Origin of the sequence: Flavobacterium tagetis, from assembly GCF_016735615.1 — a bacterium.
In the GTDB taxonomy this organism is placed as follows: domain Bacteria; phylum Bacteroidota; class Bacteroidia; order Flavobacteriales; family Flavobacteriaceae; genus Flavobacterium; species Flavobacterium tagetis.
Map to the genome: position 1 here is coordinate 58,005 of NZ_JAERSF010000005.1, position 14,855 is coordinate 72,859.

At 33.1% G+C, this 14,855-nt stretch carries 19 protein-coding genes; 9 read left to right on the forward strand and 10 right to left on the reverse strand.

From position 1 onward, the window contains the following. Positions 1–331: 331 nt before the first annotated feature. From JI750_RS20190 to JI750_RS20230, 9 genes are all read right to left on the reverse strand, one after another. Positions 332–1,096, reverse strand: coding sequence for a LytR/AlgR family response regulator transcription factor (locus JI750_RS20190; protein ID WP_202006235.1), 765 nt, complete (start codon positions 1,094–1,096; stop codon positions 332–334). 40 nt (positions 1,097–1,136) lie between these two features. Then, complete coding sequence (locus tag JI750_RS20195) at positions 1,137–1,523, reverse strand: 2TM domain-containing protein (protein ID WP_202006236.1); 387 nt, start codon at positions 1,521–1,523, stop codon at positions 1,137–1,139. Positions 1,524–1,536: 13 nt separating this feature from the next. Beyond that, positions 1,537–1,842, reverse strand: coding sequence for a 2TM domain-containing protein (locus JI750_RS20200; RefSeq protein WP_202006237.1), 306 nt, complete (start codon positions 1,840–1,842; stop codon positions 1,537–1,539). Between the two features lies 1 nt (position 1,843). Then, complete coding sequence (locus JI750_RS20205; RefSeq protein ID WP_202006238.1) at positions 1,844–2,173, reverse strand: 2TM domain-containing protein; 330 nt, start codon at positions 2,171–2,173, stop codon at positions 1,844–1,846. Further along, on the reverse strand, positions 2,154–2,477 hold the full coding sequence (locus JI750_RS20210; protein WP_202006239.1) for a 2TM domain-containing protein: 324 nt from the start codon (positions 2,475–2,477) through the stop codon (positions 2,154–2,156). Before JI750_RS20210 ends, JI750_RS20205 begins: the two co-directional genes overlap by 20 nt. Then, entirely contained in the window at positions 2,477–3,814 is a 1,338-nt protein-coding gene (locus JI750_RS20215) for a 2TM domain-containing protein (RefSeq protein ID WP_202006384.1), read from the reverse strand. The genes JI750_RS20210 and JI750_RS20215 overlap by 1 nt, the downstream gene beginning before the upstream one ends. A 21-nt stretch (positions 3,815–3,835) precedes the next feature. Beyond that, positions 3,836–4,456, reverse strand: a complete 621-nt coding sequence (locus tag JI750_RS20220) for a hypothetical protein (RefSeq protein WP_202006240.1) — start codon at positions 4,454–4,456, stop codon at positions 3,836–3,838. Between the two features lie 49 nt (positions 4,457–4,505). Next, positions 4,506–4,913 (reverse strand): DUF2141 domain-containing protein, encoded by a 408-nt coding sequence (locus tag JI750_RS20225; protein WP_202006241.1) that lies wholly within the window; start codon positions 4,911–4,913, stop codon positions 4,506–4,508. Between the two features lie 361 nt (positions 4,914–5,274). Further along, on the reverse strand, positions 5,275–7,440 hold the full coding sequence (locus JI750_RS20230) for a TonB-dependent receptor (protein ID WP_202006242.1): 2,166 nt from the start codon (positions 7,438–7,440) through the stop codon (positions 5,275–5,277). 141 nt (positions 7,441–7,581) lie between these two features. On the opposite strand from JI750_RS20230, the gene JI750_RS20235 reads away from it, so the two are divergent. The 9 genes from JI750_RS20235 (at position 7,582) to JI750_RS20275 (ending at position 14,128) form a co-directional block, all read left to right on the forward strand. After that, positions 7,582–8,040 (forward strand): DinB family protein, encoded by a 459-nt coding sequence (locus JI750_RS20235; RefSeq protein WP_202006243.1) that lies wholly within the window; start codon positions 7,582–7,584, stop codon positions 8,038–8,040. A gap of 12 nt (positions 8,041–8,052) precedes the next feature. Next, positions 8,053–8,511, forward strand: coding sequence for a YciI family protein (locus JI750_RS20240; RefSeq protein ID WP_202006244.1), 459 nt, complete (start codon positions 8,053–8,055; stop codon positions 8,509–8,511). Positions 8,512–8,513: 2 nt separating this feature from the next. Next, on the forward strand, positions 8,514–9,089 hold the full coding sequence (locus JI750_RS20245) for a sugar O-acetyltransferase (RefSeq protein WP_202006245.1): 576 nt from the start codon (positions 8,514–8,516) through the stop codon (positions 9,087–9,089). Further along, positions 9,089–9,478 carry an SMU1112c/YaeR family gloxylase I-like metalloprotein gene (gene gloA2, locus JI750_RS20250; RefSeq protein ID WP_111363319.1) on the forward strand — a complete coding sequence of 130 codons (390 nt, stop codon included), beginning with the start codon at positions 9,089–9,091 and terminating at the stop codon, positions 9,476–9,478. Before JI750_RS20245 ends, gloA2 begins: the two co-directional genes overlap by 1 nt. A 341-nt stretch (positions 9,479–9,819) precedes the next feature. Then, positions 9,820–11,100: a chloride channel protein gene (locus JI750_RS20255; protein ID WP_202006385.1), complete on the forward strand. Its 1,281-nt coding sequence runs from the start codon at positions 9,820–9,822 to the stop codon at positions 11,098–11,100. 100 nt (positions 11,101–11,200) lie between these two features. After that, positions 11,201–11,800: an HPP family protein gene (locus JI750_RS20260; RefSeq protein WP_111378298.1), complete on the forward strand. Its 600-nt coding sequence runs from the start codon at positions 11,201–11,203 to the stop codon at positions 11,798–11,800. A gap of 226 nt (positions 11,801–12,026) precedes the next feature. Beyond that, positions 12,027–12,569, forward strand: a complete 543-nt coding sequence (locus tag JI750_RS20265) for an IS1096 element passenger TnpR family protein (RefSeq protein WP_202006246.1) — start codon at positions 12,027–12,029, stop codon at positions 12,567–12,569. Between the two features lie 230 nt (positions 12,570–12,799). Beyond that, positions 12,800–13,024, forward strand: coding sequence for a four helix bundle protein (locus tag JI750_RS22260; protein WP_439649354.1), 225 nt, complete (start codon positions 12,800–12,802; stop codon positions 13,022–13,024). A 45-nt stretch (positions 13,025–13,069) separates the two neighbouring features. After that, a complete protein-coding gene (locus tag JI750_RS20275) occupies positions 13,070–14,128 on the forward strand; it encodes a nucleoid-associated protein (RefSeq protein ID WP_035647713.1) in 1,059 nt (352 codons plus the stop codon). 79 nt (positions 14,129–14,207) lie between these two features. On the opposite strand, the gene JI750_RS20280 is transcribed toward JI750_RS20275, so the two are convergent. Further along, positions 14,208–14,789, reverse strand: coding sequence for a TetR/AcrR family transcriptional regulator (locus JI750_RS20280; protein ID WP_202006247.1), 582 nt, complete (start codon positions 14,787–14,789; stop codon positions 14,208–14,210). Positions 14,790–14,855: the final 66 nt, after the last annotated feature.

Genomic DNA, 14,855 nt, shown 5'->3' on the forward strand with positions numbered 1-14,855 from the left:
AGGCTGTCTAAAAAAGACAGCCTTTTTTTATTGGAAGGAATATTATTTTTAAAATTTATTTTATATGCAAAACCCCAGCGGAGTGAAATATTTATAGAATTACATTAAGACAAATAAAAAGAGCTCCGGAGGAGCGACATATATGTAGACTTTACAAAAATATGTCGCTCCTCTGAAGCTTTATCCTGTAAACATTTATCTTTTGCTATAAATATTTCGCTTCTCCGAAGCTTACAAAAAAAAGGCTGTCCTTTTAAGACAGCCCATTTTATCATTTCAATTTTAATCAAATCAATTAAAATCTACTGAATTTCTATATTTTATTTGAATTTTATCCCAACCAAGCTTTAAAATCCTGTACCTTCTCTCGGCTTACAATTACCTCATCGTCTTTGTAGCTTGGCAAAATAACTTTTAATCTCGAATTGGTATACACCTGAATTTCTTTGATTGCTTTTAACGGAACAATAAACTTTCTGCTTACGCGAAAGAAATCCTTCTTATCGAGTTCTTGCTCTAAAATCTCTAATGTCGAATCGATCAAATAATCTCGATTGTCATATGTATGAATATATGTTCCTTTATTTTCGCTGAAAAAACATTCAATTTCTTCTGTAGTAATAACTTTTAAATGTTGCCCTATTTTAACCGTAAATCTCTTTTTATACGTTTTCTCAAAAGGATTTGACAGCATTTGACGAATCTGCTCAAAGTCTAATTGCAGATTTGAAGTTTCTGCTATTTTCGGAAGACGCGATTTGAATTTTGAAACCGCAATTTCCAAATCATCTTCATCAATTGGTTTTAGAAGATAATCTATACTGTTTAGTTTGAAAGCTTTTAACGCATATTCATCGTACGCAGTAGTAAAAATGATAGCGCTTTTGATATCTATTTTTTCAAAAATCTCAAATGATAAACCATCAGACAACTGGATATCCAGAAAAATCAAATCTGGGTGCGGATTATTTTCAAACCAATGAACCGATTCTTCAACTGAGTGAAGCATGGTTTCTACGGTTACATCTAACTTTTCAAGTTTTCTTTGCAGCAATCTTGCTGCTGGTTTTTCGTCTTCTATAATTAATGTGATCATTTACTATAATGTGAAATTTGAAAAAATTAAGAAGTCAAAGTTACTCCCATTTATTTTTATTTGCAGTATCTTTTTCCATGTATTTTTGGATTTTTCTTTTCTCCCAATCTGGGCCAAAAAACCAATCAGCACCGAAAACAGATAATGCGTGAGCTAATAGACCAATTCCCCAAAAAAACACCGTAGAGTAAGTTTGCCATTTTGTTAAACCACTTAAATCCATCACCATTAGACCAGCAGACCTATCTCGAGTCAAACTTGATACAATGATGATAATATTTACAATAATGAAAATTTTCAAATGCGAATAAAATCTTTTAAGTCTTTTTACTCTTCTATAAGCTGCATTATAACTTGGATCATCTGTATACTCTCCAGAATGCTGTCTTGCGTAATCTTCGTACATTTCTCTTCTAAAACGTCCCATAACTATATTTTAATTATTTCCACTTGTTTTTATTCTGTTTTTCCTTCTCCATAAATTCTTTAATTTTTCTCTCTTCCCATTCCTTTCCCATTCCTGGAAAGACTTCAAAGACTTTTAATCCGTGAAAAACGACTCCTACTCCCCACCACATTAAAGGCCAAAAAAACCATAAATAGCTTGGTGATGTATAAAGGTTTATAAAAATTAAAATTGCATTTACTAAAATGTACGCTAGAAGATTTCCGTAAAATCCTTTAATGTTTTCAACTTTCTTTTTGGCTTGGATATATTTTTCCTCGTCGCTTAAATTCCTTTCCATATTATTCCCATTTTTGTTTTTTATACTTTTTTTCTAAAATGCTTCTTAGTTTGCGCTCTTCCCATTCTTGTCCAAAAATCTTGTAAGAAGCAAACAAATCGATTGCAGAACCTACAATTACAGCTGTCCAAATAATTACAATCACCCAATTGATATATTTAATCGGAAAAAATTGCAATGGCAGATTAGTGTATTCTTTTAAAAGGAAAAGAATCAGAGCAATGGTGTAAATGAACAAATGCTTGTAAAAAGATTTCAGCTGAATTACTTTTTTACTGGCTAATTCTTGCAACATTACTTCTTCCTGATCATTATTCAAATCTGTTTCCATGACTATTTTCTAAATGTTGTTTGTTTTCCTTTTCTAGAATCTCTCTTATTTTTCTTTCTTCCCATTTCTTATTGAAGAAGGGCGGCAAACTAAAAACTTTTAATCCGTGTAAAACAATTGCTATTCCCCAGCCCATCACAGACCATATCCACCAAAGGTATTCTGGAGAAGTCATATAATTTACAACAATCACAATCGGATTACATAAAACGTAGACAGTCAAGTGCTCGTAAAATCCTTTTATCTCTTTTACTTTTTTCTGAGCATCATAATAGCGAACTGTTTCTGTGAAATCTTTTTCCATTATTTCCACGTTTTTTGATTGTTGTCTTTCTCTAAAATTTCGCGAATTTTTCTTTCTTCCCAATCTGAGCTGTATCCAAAAACTTTAAAAGCATGCATAGCAACTCCAAATCCCCAGCCTAAAGCAGAGAACCAAAACCATTGAAATCCTGGTGAAAATTTTAGATTAATAAAAATCAAGAACGGAATCACACAGCAGTATGAAATTATATTTCCGTAAAATCCTTTTAGTTCTTCTACTCGCTTTTTGGCTCTATAATAAGCTTTTACTTCGTCGGTATATTCTGCACTCATTTCCATAACCGTAATCTGTTTGGTTAAAATTGGAATCCTAACAGTGAAATTCTTTCCATCTTCCTCAACCTTCACTTTTCTATCCGTTACTATTCCGTATCTGTTTACAATATTTTGCAATCCAACGCCTTGTCTGTCCTGCAAAACCTCTTTTTTCTGAAGATCATTCTGAATGGCCAGATAATCTCGATCAATAAAAATTCTAATATGAAGCGGTTTTTGCTCACTTACCACATTATGCTTTACTGTATTCTCTAATAAAAGCTGTAAAGAAAGCGGCACCACTTTAGCTTCTGGGTTAATGTTTTCTGTTGGCAATTCGTAAAACAAACTATTTTCGAAACGCATTTTAAGCAAATTCATATAGGTTTTTGCAAATGACAATTCGTCTTCAACCGAAACCAATTCTTTATCTTTCTGTTCTAAAACATATCTATAAATTTTAGAAAGAGAAGTCGTAAAACGCTGTGCATTATCTGGATTCTCTTCTATTAAAGAACTAAGAACATTTAAGCTATTAAAAAGAAAATGTGGATCAATCTGGTTTTTTAAACTTTCGAATTTGGCATTTGCCGTACCTGCAATAATCTTTTGCTGGGTAACTTTATTTTCCTGATAAAGCTTATAAAAATTAAGTCCATGAAAAAACAGTAGGACAATAAAGGTCATTACTGCAGATTCTATATAATTCTCTGCTTTTTCATTGGCAAGAAAACCGATAATTGTTTTGTTCTCAATTATTACACTTGTAAACAAACGCAATACTCCAATTACGATCATCGAGACTAAAAACGAACTAGCAAAACCAATTAAAATTCTCTTTACGGAATATGGATTTTCTCTGAATACTCTATCTAAAAAATCAAAAAGAACGACGTTTACGATATATAAAACCACACTGTAAAGCATGCAGTACAAGAAATAAATGTAAAGATTCTTGTTAAAGACTGCTGTTCCTAAAGAAGCAAACCGAATTAGGAAAGAGAACAAAAATACTATTCCTCCAACTAAGCATGCTTTTAACAAATTAGGTTTTAATATCATCATATTTTATAAACTACTGAATTATTTACAAGTTTTTTGAATTTCTAAAGCTCTTTCCAATCCCCATTTTGGAGAATAAGGAGTTGCTGGTTTAAAAGTATTAAAAAGTTCAATAGATTTATCAACTTGCGCGCATAAAGGTTTTGTATCTACTCCTGTCCATTTTGCTCCTCCTAATTGATAATCTGCTTCTCCAAAAACCGCTCTCGGATTATTTGGATCTAATGCTTTAGCTTTCGCGTAAGCTTCCATCACTTTAGCAGAATATTTCATTCCGTTTGTCATTGGGTCAGCCACAACATATCCAGTGTAAATTAACGCCTGCATTACATACAATTCTGAATTGGCTTGGTCTTTTATTAATTCGACATCTAATGCATCTTGCGCTTTTGTCAATAACAAATCGATTTTTGTTTTGTCTTTTTCTGTAAAAACAGCTGTTGCATTAATCAAGGCTACATAATAATTTGGCAAATAGCTGTTTTTTTCTGCTGCGGCGATTCTTTCAAACAATGCAGATGCTTCTGTATTCTTTCCTTCTTTCCAAAGTCCAAATGCTTTATTCATTCCTTGTTCAAATTGTGTTTGAGCTGAACCTATTACTACTACAAATAGTGTGACTAAAGTGATGATTTTTTTCATTTTATAAGTTATTTAATGGTTTGTTTAAATGGATTAGTTAATTTGTTTATTAGAATGCAATTTCAACTTTTGAATCTTTAGTGACATTAAATTTAGCATCGCTATACAAAGGAGGTCCCATAAATCCTTTTGCATTGTTTGAAGCCGCGTATTCTTCTATTGGCATTCCCATTGAATTTCTGTCAAGCTTTCCGTTGATGTTTTCATCATGATAAGTTGAAATAGCATATTCTCCCGCAGGAAGATTTTCAAATGTTACAACCGCTTTATTGTCTTTAATTTCGGAAGCCAAACTTTTGTAAGTTGTTTTAAGGAAAGTTCCGTCTGAATTATATAATCCTACTTTCACGATTCCTGTGTCATTTTTCAAACCTGAAACGGCAACAGTTAATTTCACATTTTGAGCAGACATTAAGCTGCAGATAAATAAAATAGTTATTGTAATAATTTTGGTCATGATTTCTTTTTTTAAATTTCTAAGTTACTAAGGTTCTGAGATTCTAAGTTTTTTTTATTGATGATTAAAACTCTTTTTTTTAGGTTCAGAGTTGCAAAGGTTCAGAGGTTTGGTTTTCTCATTACTAGTATTCAAAACTTTGAACCTTTGTCGCTTTGTTTCTTTGTTCCTTTTAATTTACACTTCAAAAGTATATCGGTTTTTAGTCTTTTAAAATTAAATGCTACTGAGTTGTTGATTTTGGTTACTGAATTGTTTTTTCTTGAGGGACAGAGGTTCAAAGGCACAAAGGTTCAGAGGTTTTCCTCTATTTATTCCCAAAGACTTTGTCCCTTTGAGCCTTTGCCTCTTTGCCCCTTTTTTAAAGGTTTTTCAACTGATTCTCATTCTTATTCTGGCTAATCGTCCAGAAGAAACCTACGAAGAAAAATCTGTCTGCTGTTGGCACCACAGCTTGTCTTTGATAAACACCGCTTGCGTCTGGTGTTTTGGCGTAATCATATCCGAAGATATTTTGTGTTCCTAAAACATTCGAAACAGAGAAATAAAGGATTTTTTGTGTGGTTAATAAATACGCCCAGCTAAAACTCAAACTATTGTACGATTTTGTTTTTCCGTTCATAAACTGTGTCTGATTCGGATCGTTGTACGGACGCCCTGAGCTGAAACTATTTGTTAAACTAACCTGAGATTTCCAATCTGTAATAAAATATTTTGCGACTACAGATAAGTTATGGTTGGCAATAAAACTTGGAGTTGCCATATTTGGAAAGTTCTTATACTGTCTTTCTGAATCGATATAAGAATATGAAATCCAATATTCTAAGTTTTTATGCAAATTGCTGTCTCTCCAAAATAAATCCAATCCTTTTGCATAACCCGATCCGTTGTTATTGAAAACTGAATTGTATTGAATATCTCTTGTGTCGTATTGCACTAAATTACTGTAGTCTTTATAATAAGCTTCGGCTCTCAATGTTTGTCCAGGTCTTGTAAACGTATAATTTAAAATATAATGTCTTGCTTTTTCACTCTCAAACTGATGATATTTAGAAAATTTAATATAATCTACAACTGGCGTTTGAGAATAATCACCATAAGCAAAAGAGAACTGACTGTTTTTTGAAGCTTTATATCCTAATGAAGCTCTTGGTGCAATATTGTTTTCGTTTAACAGACTGTTGTTAGAATATCTTAAACCGACTTTCAAAGCTAGTTTTTTAGAGAATAAAATATCTCCTTCAACATAAGATGCAAAAATGTTAGAATCATAACCATTTGTAACATCAAGAGCAATATTGTCCGCTACGTTTTCATCGTACTTGGTAATGAAATAATCACTTCCGAAAGACAATTTAAAGTAGTTTGAAAATTTCTTGCTTAATTTCAATTTCAGCTGGGCTGCGTTTTCCTGACTGTCAACTCCGGTGATATCATATTTCAGTTTGTTTTTGCTGTAACCATAGCTAACTCCAGAAGTTAACTGCCACCCCGTTCCGAAACTTCCTTTGTAAGACGAGTTCAAATAGAAGTTATTATTATTCATATCAGTTCGAATTGGATTTTCGAAATTGACATTTTTCTGATTCAAGTCAAATTTTTCAGAATCAAAAGACGCATACAACTTAAATATTCCGTTTGTGAAATTATATCTGTAAACTGTCTCCCCTCCAAGCGATTGATAAGGATTATTCCAATCTACATTTTGCGGAATAACCGCCTGATAAGGAGCTAAATTCACATACATCATATTTACGCTCAATGAACTTTTTTTGAATTTCTGAGTATTTCCCAAGCTCAAACCAACTGTCATTAATCCGATATCTGTTTTTTCATGATCTTCTTCATCTTGTGTATTTAAAAGCAAAACACTTGATAAAGCTTCGCCATATTCTGCAGAATAACCACCTGTAGAAAAAGCAATTCCGCTAAACAAAAAAGGAGAAAAACGGCTTCTTGTTGGCAAATTATTGGTTGTTGCCCCATAAGGCTGTGCGACACGAATTCCGTCAACAAAAGTCTGCGTTTCGCTAGCCTCTCCTCCACGTACAAATAAACGCCCGTCTTCGCCAACCGTTTGAGTTCCTGGCAAAGTCTGCAATGCTGCAACAATATTTCCTGCCGAACCAGCTGTCGTTACAATATCTAAAGGTTTTAAAACCGAAACTCTCGCCTTTTCTCCAGATTCTAAAGTTCCCGCTGTAATAACCACAGCATCGAGAGCATTAACATTTTCTCTTAATTTTACCGTTTGATTTTTATAATTGGCGACATCAATTTCTTGCTTGTAAGTTTCAAAAAGTAAAAAGCTTACTACTAAAAATTTGTTTCCTGTTTCTGTAGTTTCAAAAGAAAAATCTCCAGTTTCAGAACTTGTTGCTCCGTCGTAAGTTCCGTCAATATAAATATTTGCACCTGCAACTGGTTTTCCTTTTTGATCTACTACTTTTCCTGAAATAGTATTTTGGGCAAAAATTAAAGCTGTAAAAAATAAAAAGCTTATTGTAAAAAATAATCTGGTTTTCATGTCATCTTTGGTTTTTGATGAAGCAAATGTATTTTAACAATTCATGTTAAAAAATATATAATAACCCAATTGTAGATTTTCGAGGATGAGTTGTAAAATACTAATTTGTATCTTAGCTAGGAAAACCAAAAACATCATTTTATGTCAGAAAGTAAACGAATTTCAAATCTATATCAGTCTATTTATAACGGAAATCCATGGCTTGAAGTCAATTTAGACAATACTTTAAAAAATGTTACAGCCGAGCAAGCATACAGAAAAATAAACCCAAAGCTAAATACAATTTGGGAAATTGTGAATCATTTGATTCAATGGAGGAGAAATATTCTGGAGCGTATGCAGGGAGAAACAATTATAACTCCAGATCACAATTATTTTGTTCCGGTTTTAGATCCTTCTGAAGCGGCTTGGGAACAATCGCTTCAAACCTTAGCAAAATCTCAAGATTCTTGGAATGCTTTTTTTGAAGGTTTTGATGACGAAGATTTAGCAAAGATTTATGTGAATAATGGTCATACCTACTACGAACACATTCACGGAATTATCCAACATGATGTTTATCATTTGGGACAGATTGTTATTTTGAAAAAACTGCTTTAAAAATACATAATCATGAAAAAGCCACTTTTAGTTTTTGTTTTTTTAATAATGAGTGCAATCGGTTTTTCGCAAGAAACCGAAGTGAAATATGACGAAGCCTTAGCCAAATCACTTCATGCCGACGAATACGGAATGAAGAAATATGTTTTCTGTCTTCTAAAATCTGGAAGTAATACAACAGCTTCTAAAGAAGAAAGCAAAAAACTTTTTGAAGGTCATATGGAAAATATTGGCAAATTGGCCAAAGAAGGAAAACTAGCTATTGCTGGACCTTTTATGAAAAATGACCGAAATTATCGTGGCATTTATATATTTAATGTAGAAACAATTGAAGAAGCCAAAGCTCTTGTTGCCACCGATCCGGCAATAAAAGCCAATTTACTCGAAGCCGAATTAACGCCTTGGTATTGCACCGCAGCTTTGCAGGAAATTCCGGAAATGCATGAAAAAATTGCCAAGACGAAAATGTAAATATGAAAACAGAAAAAGAAAAAATGATCTCTGGCGAATACTATAACGCTTTTGATCCAGAATTAGTAAAAGGCCGTCGTACCGCAAAGAATCTTTTGCACAGCTTAAATGTAAAAGAATACAGAGTTACCAAGAAAGCAAAAGAAATTTTAAAAGAACTTATTCCAAACGCTGGAGCTGGATTTTATATAGAACCTCCTTTTCATTGTGATTACGGATACAATATTTTTGCTGGAGAAAATGTTTATTTTAATGTGAATTGTGTCGTTTTAGACTGCGCGCCTGTAAATATTGGATCAAATGTATTTATTGCGCCAAATGTTCAGATATACACCGCTTCACATCCTCTTGACGCCGAACTAAGAAAAACATTGGAAAATGCATATCCTGTAACAATTGGAGACGATTGTTGGATTGGCGGAAACTCTGTTATCTGCCCAGGCGTAACAATCGGAAAAGGTTGTGTTATTGGTGCTGGATCTGTCGTGACAAAAGATATTCCAGACAATTCGCTGGCCGTTGGAAATCCAGCAAAAGTTATTCGAAAATTAAATCAAGAACCTGAATCAAAAAAATAATGCTTACCCTTAATAAAGTTCACCATATTGCCATTTTATGTTCCGATTACGAAAAATCGAAATATTTCTACACTCAGATTTTAGGTTTAACCATTATTCGTGAAATTTACCGCGAAGAACGCCAATCGTATAAATTGGATTTGGCTTTGAATGGCTCTTATGTTGTGGAGTTATTTTCATTTCCAAATCCGCCACAAAGACCTTCAAGACCTGAGGCGGTTGGTTTAAGACATTTGGCATTTGAAGTCATTAATCTGGAAGAAACAATTGCTTTTTTAACTTCAAAAAATATAGAATCGGAACCGATAAGAATTGATGAAACCACAGAAAAGCGTTTTACTTTTATTGCAGATCCGGATTTATTGCCGATTGAGTTTTATGAGCGTTAGGCTTTTGCCACAAAGGCACTAAGACACTAAGTTTTTTATTTAAGGCAACGACAAAACAGGCAGTTTGTCATTTCGACGAAGGAGAAATCTTCACAAGTAACTCCGCAATCAAATCGTCAATCTTTATAGAGCTTCTCGCGGAGATTTCTCCTTCGTCGAAATGACAAAAAACGAGAGAATCTTTGCGTCTTAGCGCCTTTGCGACAAAAAACAAATCGAAAGAATTTTCTTATTTATATTGATTTTAACACACTAAATTAAAGATTTCCTATAAAAAACCGAATTTGATTCTTAATTTTGTAACCCGCAGAAAAAAAATGCGGATCTTCAAATTTAAAATGATGAACAAAACGGCGCAAATCAAAAAAAATCATCAATTAATCAAATTCCGAAAATTAGTTATTGTTTCTATCTTAATTGGCTTTCTTTCTGCCTTTCTCGGAATTTCACTAAAAAAAATAACTGAATATTACGAAGAAATCTTCTTTCATGAAGTTTCAGTTCATCCCTTATTTTACATTATATTTCCGGTTTTCGGCCTATCGGTAATTTATTTCTTAAGGCAATACCTTTTTAAGAAAAAAGAAAACAAAGGAATCAAAGAAGTCTTTGAAAGCACTGCATCAAAATCTAAAAATCTGCCATCTTATAAAATTCCATCACATTTCATAAACGGATTATTAACGGTTATTTTCGGAGGTTCTACAGGAATCGAAGTTTCAACTGTTGTCGCTACAGCAACTATTGGTTCGGTTGCTCACGAAAAAGAAAATGTTTTCCGTCAATACAAAACAGAACTAATCTGCGCGGGAGTTGCAGCGGGAGTTACTGCACTTTTCAGCAGTCCGATTGCGGGAGTTTTATTTGCTTTCGAAGTAATCTCCAGAAAAGTAACAAGAGCATTTATCATTTCAAATTTAATTGCCGTTTCTATTGCTTTTGGTTTGCTAACAATTTTAAAAGAAGAACCATTATTTGCGGTTTCAATTACAACATGGAATTTAAAAGCAATTCCATACTTTATTCTTTTAGGAATTTTAGCGGGAATGAACTCTGTTTATTTAACGCGTTGCGTTTTATTCTTCAAATCTCAATTTGGAAAAATTGATACGCATTATTACAAAATCATTTTAGGATCTGCTGTTTTAAGCCTTTCGTTATTCTTTTTTCCGCAATTATATGGAGAAGGATATCACGCTATTAAAGGAATTTTCGGAAATGCACATCAAGCTCAATTGACAATTACTTTGGCTCTCACATTTATTGGTATTTTAATTCTAAAACCAATTGTAACTTCGATTACACTTGCCTCTGGCGGTGACGGAGGTGTTTTTGCGCCAAGTTTATTCATCGGAGCATTTTTAGGATTATTGCTAGCTTCTATCTTAAACAGCTTTTTCCATGTAAATGTAATTCCAGTAAACTTTATGATTATCGGAATGGCTGCGGTTCTAAGTGCTAGTATTCATGCACCTTTTACAGCAATATTCTTAGTTTGTGGATTAACAAACGATTATACTTTGTTTTTTCCAATTCTTGTAGTTTGTCTGATTTCAAAATACACAGCCAAAACCATTTATCCATATACTGTATACAGTTATTCTCCAAGCCTAATTAAATAACCTCAAACCGACAAGCTACAGATTCGCAAAGCAATAAAGTCTAATAATATACCGCAAAGTATATTTAAAAACATAACGAGCAAAATAATACCACACTACTATGCCCACTGAAAAAATAAAAAGAAGCTATCGCAAAACACGTTACATTCTTTACAAAGAAACTTTAATAGATTATAAAGAACATTTCTGGTCTTTCTTAGGTTCGTTTATTGGAATCGGAATTTTGGCTTACGTTCAATCCATACATTTCTCTGGTCCTGATGCGGTTTATTTAATTGGTTCTTTCGGAGCTTCGAGTGTATTGGTTTACGGTATTATTCAGAGTCCGTTTTCTCAACCACGAAATTTAGTTGGTGGACATGTAATTTCGGCTCTTGTTGGAGTCACAGTCAACAAATTGGTTCCCGATATTATGTGGATTGCCGCGCCTTTAGCGGTTTCAATCGCCATTATTTTAATGCAGATTACTAAAACGCTTCATCCGCCAGGAGGAGCAACAGCTTTAATTGCAGTTATTGGAACAGAAAAAGTAAAAGCCCTTGGTTATATGTATGTTCTTTCTCCCGTTTTTACAGGAGTTATGATTTTACTTTTAACGGCCTTGGTTTTTAACAATATGACTTCAAGCAGAAGTTATCCAAGTCACAGTACGTATCACAAACATTACCATAAAATTAGAAAAAGACTGGCGAGAAAATAAAAGTTATCAGGTCTCGTTTGTCATTTCGAGGAACGAGAAATCACACTAGAAACTCCGCAAAGAAATATCAACAATCTTTATCGATCAGCTTGTTTGAGTTCTCGTTCCTCGAAATGACAAATACATTGAAAATCAATTTTCTAAAATCTTTTCAACAAATCACGATTCGTAATTCGTATTTCGTTTTTTATATTTTACCTTTGACCTCTCAATAAAAACAAAGATTATGGTTTATAAATTTAGAGTTATTCTAGACGCCGAAGAAGATATTTTTAGAGACATTGCAATTCTTGAGGAAGATACACTTGAGGATTTACACAATGCAATCTTCAATGCTTTTGGCTTTGACGGATCAGAAGTGGCTTCATTTTATACTTGTGATGATACATGGAATCAAGAAGATGAAATTCCGCTTTTTGATACAGGAGATATTCCTGGCGAAATGAGAACCATGAACGATTATCCGTTATCTAGTATTTTAGACAAAGAAAATACAAAGATTATCTACGTTTACGACTTTATCAGCATGTGGACTTTCTTAGTTGAATTGGCTGCTATAGAAGATGAAGCTGTTGGAGCAACATACCCAGAAACTTTATTTTCTCACGGTGAAATGCCAGACGAGGCTCTTGAAAAAAACTTCGAGGCTGATGACATGCACAACGATATTTACGGAGAATTTGAAGACGACTTAGACGAAGACGATCTTGATATGTTCGAAGGAGATGACAGCTTCGAAGATTATGGATTTGAGGAGAATTGGAACTAACGTTAAGTTGCTAAGGTTCTGAGACGCTAAGATTCTGAGTTTTTACAATTTGAAAGTTTTTTCTTGTTTTTAAATTTAATTTAAAAATAAGTTAATGAGTCATTTTAGAAAGATTTTAGTCTGGCAGAAATCAATTTCCTTAGTTACAAAAGTTTATAAAGTAACAAGAACTTTTCCAAAAGAAGAAAACTTTTGGATTAACTTCACAAATACGTCGAAGTTCAGTATTAATTCCAAGTAACATTGCAGAAGGATCTGGAAGAGAAAGTAATAAAGATTTTTTACGATTTTTGTATATTTCTCTCGGTTCTTTATTTGAAATGCAGACCCAGCTTGAAATTGCAAAAAATATAATTTATATAACCGAAGAAGAATTTAACCTTTTATATGAGTATAGTCGAGAGATCGAGAGGATGTTAGCGTCGTTAATTAAAAAATTAAAGGACACTATCTAAAAAACTTAGAATCTTAGAAACTTAGAATCTCAGCAACTCAAAAAAATGATCAACTTATTCAACACCCACATCGACACGCTGTCAATACACCGCGTAGGAAACAAAAGCCGTAACGAAGCGATTTTTTTATCGGAGCAGCCGTTTAATTTAAATGACGAGATTGTTCCTTTGATTAAAGAATTCTTTTTTAAGCCTTTTAGAGAAAAAGAAGAAAACTATTATCAGTTTGCACACGAAGTGGACTTGGATTACAACGACATGTTTAAATATGCAACGGAGATTTTTGCTAATCCGTCAAATGTTCATGAGGTTTCTAAAAACATTACAAAGCATTTATTTGAGCAGTCAAATCACCCGCATATTAAAAACGGAGAGGTTTACGTGACTTATTTGACCAATTTGAGCATTGATAATAATGTAGTTGATGCTATTGGTATTTTTAAAAGCGAGTTACAGGCAGACTTTTTACAGTTTGAAGAAAACGGAAGCAATCTTGAAATGATTTTACAGCAAGGAATCAACTTGAGTAAATTAGATAAAGGATGTTTGATTTTCAACTATAAAAAAGAAGAAGGATACAAAATCTTAACTGTAGATAGCAACCGCTATGACGCACGTTACTGGTTAGAGCACTTTTTATCTGTTGATGCTTTTGAAGATGAGAATTTCATCACAAAAAAATATTTAAAGTTCTGTCAAAATTTCGCAAAAGACGTGGTTTTGCCTGCAGAAGACAAGAAAGAGGAAGTAATGTTTATGAACCGATCTGTGAATTATTTTGCGAAAAATGATCAGTTTGAAGAACAGAATTTCTTGAATGAAGTACTAGACAATCCTGATTTGATTCCTGAATTTAAAAACTATAAAGTTGATAAAGGAGAAAAATACAGCATCGAAGATGTAACCTCATTCCCTATTGCCAACGCAGCAGTTTCTGACGCTAGAAAATCGATTAAAAACGTAATTAATTTGGATACTCACATTCAGATTAAAATGGATTTTATTAATCCAGAAAGTGCAGAAAAATTTGTTGAAAAAGGCTGGGATGAAGAAAAACAAATGTATTACTATTTAGTTTACTTCAACAAAGAAGAGAAAAGCTAAGAAGTTTTCATTTTCTATTACTTACTTACAAAAAAGGCAATTACAAATGTAATTGCCTTTTTTTATTGAAACTGATTTTCTAAAATAAAGCGAAAATCGATTTTAAAATATCATCGTAAACTTGCTTATCTCTTTCTCCTGCACGAGCTAAAACTCTAATTCCCGAATAATTATTAAAGATAAAACGAGCTAAAGATCGAGCTTCTTGTTTATCAGAAATCTGGCCTAACTCCTGCCCTTTTTTTATGGCTTGAGAAAAAATATCTTCAACCGTTTTCTGATTATCGTGAACAATTTTTGCAATTTCTGGATCGTGCATTGCCAATTCGACTGACGAATTTACCATAAAACAGCCTTTTGTAATTCGATCTTGAAGACTTTCAACAACAGCTTGCTTGAAAATTTCTGTCAAAGCGGTTTTTATATTTTCGCTATTTTCAAAAAGCTCTTTAAGACTATCTAGATTTTGCTTTTGATATCGTTTTAATGACTTTACAAAAAGCTTTTGCTTATCTCCAAAAGTATCATACAAACTAGAACGGCTCAATCCTAAATGATTTACCAAATCCTGTGCAGAAGTTCCGTTGTAACCTTTGTGCCAAAAAATTTCAATTGCTTTATCTAAAGCCTGATCTTCATTAAACTCTTTCGTTCTAGCCATGACATTCAAATTAAATTCATTTACAAAGATATAAAAATACGGAACAATCGTTCCTGAATTGGTCAA

Bases quoted from the DNA above. Each gene is read 5' to 3' on its own strand.
- JI750_RS20190 (WP_202006235.1), bottom strand. From the start codon at position 1,096: ATGATCACATTAATTATAGAAGACGAAAAACCAGCAGCAAGATTGCTG.
- JI750_RS20195 (WP_202006236.1), bottom strand. From the start codon at position 1,523: ATGGGACGTTTTAGAAGAGAAATGTACGAAGATTACGCAAGACAGCAT.
- JI750_RS20200 (WP_202006237.1), bottom strand. From the start codon at position 1,842: ATGGAAAGGAATTTAAGCGACGAGGAAAAATATATCCAAGCCAAAAAG.
- JI750_RS20205 (WP_202006238.1), bottom strand. From the start codon at position 2,173: ATGGAAACAGATTTGAATAATGATCAGGAAGAAGTAATGTTGCAAGAA.
- JI750_RS20210 (WP_202006239.1), bottom strand. From the start codon at position 2,477: ATGGAAAAAGATTTCACAGAAACAGTTCGCTATTATGATGCTCAGAAA.
- JI750_RS20215 (WP_202006384.1), bottom strand. From the start codon at position 3,814: ATGATATTAAAACCTAATTTGTTAAAAGCATGCTTAGTTGGAGGAATA.
- JI750_RS20220 (WP_202006240.1), bottom strand. From the start codon at position 4,456: ATGAAAAAAATCATCACTTTAGTCACACTATTTGTAGTAGTAATAGGT.
- JI750_RS20225 (WP_202006241.1), bottom strand. From the start codon at position 4,913: ATGACCAAAATTATTACAATAACTATTTTATTTATCTGCAGCTTAATG.
- JI750_RS20230 (WP_202006242.1), bottom strand. From the start codon at position 7,440: ATGAAAACCAGATTATTTTTTACAATAAGCTTTTTATTTTTTACAGCT.
- JI750_RS20235 (WP_202006243.1), top strand. From the start codon at position 7,582: ATGTCAGAAAGTAAACGAATTTCAAATCTATATCAGTCTATTTATAAC.
- JI750_RS20240 (WP_202006244.1), top strand. From the start codon at position 8,053: ATGAAAAAGCCACTTTTAGTTTTTGTTTTTTTAATAATGAGTGCAATC.
- JI750_RS20245 (WP_202006245.1), top strand. From the start codon at position 8,514: ATGAAAACAGAAAAAGAAAAAATGATCTCTGGCGAATACTATAACGCT.
- gloA2 (WP_111363319.1), top strand. From the start codon at position 9,089: ATGCTTACCCTTAATAAAGTTCACCATATTGCCATTTTATGTTCCGAT.
- JI750_RS20255 (WP_202006385.1), top strand. From the start codon at position 9,820: ATGAACAAAACGGCGCAAATCAAAAAAAATCATCAATTAATCAAATTC.
- JI750_RS20260 (WP_111378298.1), top strand. From the start codon at position 11,201: ATGCCCACTGAAAAAATAAAAAGAAGCTATCGCAAAACACGTTACATT.
- JI750_RS20265 (WP_202006246.1), top strand. From the start codon at position 12,027: ATGGTTTATAAATTTAGAGTTATTCTAGACGCCGAAGAAGATATTTTT.
- JI750_RS20275 (WP_035647713.1), top strand. From the start codon at position 13,070: ATGATCAACTTATTCAACACCCACATCGACACGCTGTCAATACACCGC.
- JI750_RS20280 (WP_202006247.1), bottom strand. From the start codon at position 14,789: ATGGCTAGAACGAAAGAGTTTAATGAAGATCAGGCTTTAGATAAAGCA.